We start from the raw sequence: 3,136 nt of genomic DNA on the forward strand, positions 1-3,136 counted from the left end.
ATAATTCAGGTATTCGCATGAACCGTCGTTGTTTCCGCTTGATCTTCAGCAAGGTGCTCGGCTTTTTAATACCCGTGGCCGAAATTACGACCTCGCAGGGCAAAAAGAGTCAGGGCACCGGTCTGCACGCCGACGTAGCACAGGCGCCTGTGTGGCCTTTGCTGCCCGTGGTGGCGGTACTGCGAACGCTGCAGCAATCGCTTGTTGAAGTACGAGTGGTGGCCAAGGCCGGCGGCTGTGCCTTGCTGACGGCCCTGGTCTTTGTACCCGCGATCGCCAGTGCACTGCCGGTGGCCGATCCGGCCGGCGGCATCAACAAGCCCAATGTGGTGCAAGCCGCCAATGGCGTGCCGGTGATTGAAATCGTCAATCCCAACGCCACCGGGCTGTCGCACAACAAATTCCAGAGCTTTGATGCCGTTACCCCCGGGGTGGTGTTCAACAACAGCCTGGTCAATGGTACCAGCAGCCTAGGCGGCGCTGGGTTTAAAAACCCCAAGCTCGTTCAGCAGGCCAATGGCATCCTGGTGGATGTGACTGGCCCCACGCCCAGCAACCTGAACGGCACCCTGGAAGTGTTTGGCAAAAAGGCCGACCTGTTCATCGCCAACCCCAACGGCATTACCCTCAACGGGGTCAATACCCTCAACACCAACAGCCTGACCGTGACCACGGGCAAGCCGATCGTGAGTTCGAGCGGCTTGCAGTTCTCCGTCAGTGACGGACGCGTCACCGTGGGCCCGAGCAACGTGGACACCACCGGACTGTCGTACTTTGACATCGTCGCCCGCTCGATCGCCCTGCAGGGCTCGGTCGGATCGGCCACCAGCGCCACCGACATCAACGCGATTGCCGGTCTGAACACCTACACCGCGGGCACCCGCCAGGTCGACGTCAACAGCGCCTCAGCCCCGGGGACACCTGCCGTGGCCATTGACGGCACGGTGGCCGGGGCCATGTATGGTCGCAACATCTCCCTGCGCAGTACCGAAACCGGCGCCGGTGTGCGCCATGCCGGACTGATTCGTGGCGCCCAAGACATTTCGATTTCGGCCCAAGGCGATATTTCCGTGGCCACGGTGCAGGCCGGTCGCAACGCCAGCCTCACCACGCCCGGCTCCATTGAGGTGGGCACCGGTGCCGCCGATCAAGGCCTCAGCGCCGCCCAGGCGGTGACGTTCAATGCCGGCAAAACCATCACCATCCGCAACGCCGTTCAGGGCGACACCCTGTCGGTGACGGCCAACAGCCTGCTGGTACAGGCCGCCCAACTGAGCGCCACGTCGGCGGCGCCAGGGCCGGTCAAGTCCATCAACCTCAAGGTCGGCGACTTCACCCTGTCCGGTACGCTCGTAGCGTCCAACCTGGATGGCTCGCCGGTGGCGGCCAACCAGCCGCTGGTGATCGCCGACGGCAAGCTGCAGGTCCAGCGTGGGGTCGGCAACTTTGACGAAAACTTCACGCTCAAAACCAATGCCATGATCATTTCCCACAATGGCGTGAACATCGAGGCCAACACGCTGGTCAACGATGGCGGCATCGTCCAGGACCTGGGCAACAGCGGCATCAACCTGCTGGCCCGTCAGCTCACCAACAAGGGGATCATCAATACCCAGGGTGACATGAAGCTGGTCACTGACGTGTTGAACAACTTGTGCACAGGCATGGGCCAGCAGATCTGTGCGGGCCTGATGGCGGGCGGCAAAGCGGATCTGCAGGCAGGCGCCCTGACCAACGAGGCCGGTCTGGTGGCCGGTACCGATCTGGACCTGACGCTCAAGGATCAGAGCCAAAACACGGACCTGGCAGCCATTACCGCCAAAGGCCAGCTGACGATCAAGCAGGCGGCGGGCAACCAGGCGCAGCTGGTCAGCAGCGGCAAGATTATCAGCGGCGGTGACCTGCTGGTCATCCTCAACGCCTTGTCCAACGTCCACCAGGACTCACGGATTCACGCCGACGGCAAGGCCACCTTTCAGATTGCGGCCAGTTTCAGCAACGGCGGGGTGACGGAGGCGGCTCAGGACCTGAACATCGCGGCCGGTGATTTTACCAACGGTGCGGATTCGAACGTCCTGACGGATCAGAACCTGCAGATCGTGGCCAAAGACAACATCGACCTGGGGCTTGGCAGTAATGTTCATGCCGGTCTGGTCGGAACCTTGTCGGCCGGGAAGATGCTGAAAAACGCGGCGACTATAACCGCCGGAACCACGCTGAACATGCATGCCGATGGTCAGCTCATCAACGACAGCGGCACCTCGCTGGCCAGTAATGTGTTGAACATCAGCGGTGATCAGCTGACGAACAAGGCCGGCTCCTTGATCAGCGTGGACGATCAGTTGAACATCAACGTCAAAGGGGATGTCAGCAACGCCGGGCAGTCGTTCCTGCTCAGCGGGGGCGATATCAGCCTCGTCGCCGGTGGAGAGGTGTCCAACCTCGAAGGCTCGCTCGTTCAGGCCAATCGCAATGTCCTGATCGATGCCAATAAAATCACCAACAGTGGCGAGACACAGGGTGATGCCCCGACGGTATCGTCCATTACAGGTGGCGACATCACCCTCAAGGCGCGCAGTGATGTGCGTAACGAGGCCAAGGGCAACATTGCCGCCACTAACAAGCTGCAGGTGCAATCTGACACCGGCTCCATCGAGAACGCCACCGGCGCCAATCTTCAAGGGGACAGCGTCTCCCTGACGGCCGGTCAGGGCATCAAGAACCGTGATGCGGCGATTATCAAAGGCGATAAGCAAGTCACGGTGCTTGCGCAGGGCGATGTGAGCAACAGCGGGGAGTCGTACATCATCAGCACGGGCGATCTGAGCCTCACCGCCGGTGGACAGGCTTCCAACCTGGACGGTTCGGAGGTCTCGGCGACCCAGAACCTGCTCATCGATGCCGACAAGATCACCAACAGCGGTCAATCCCCGAGTGCGGGTTCGACCCTGACCGGGGACGCCGTGACCCTCAAGGCGCGCAGCGATGTGCGTAACGAGACCAAGGGCAACATTGCCGCCACTAACAAGCTGCAGGTGCAATCTGACACCGGCTCCATCGAGAACGCCACCGGCGCCAATCTTCAAGGGGGCAGCGTCTCCCTGACGGCCGGTCAGGGCATCAAGAACCGTGATGC

At 61.4% G+C, this 3,136-nt stretch carries 1 protein-coding gene; it reads left to right on the forward strand.

What is annotated here, in order from left to right; all coding sequences use genetic code 11:
* Positions 1-17: 17 nt before the first annotated feature.
* Positions 18-3,136, forward strand: a 3,119-nt coding sequence (locus FGA82_RS30515; RefSeq protein ID WP_171057394.1) for a filamentous hemagglutinin N-terminal domain-containing protein, incomplete at its 3' end; no start/stop codon positions are given.

Origin of the sequence: Pseudomonas fluorescens (assembly GCF_005938625.1) — a bacterium.
Classification (GTDB): Bacteria; Pseudomonadota; Gammaproteobacteria; order Pseudomonadales; family Pseudomonadaceae; genus Aquipseudomonas; species Aquipseudomonas fluorescens_BD.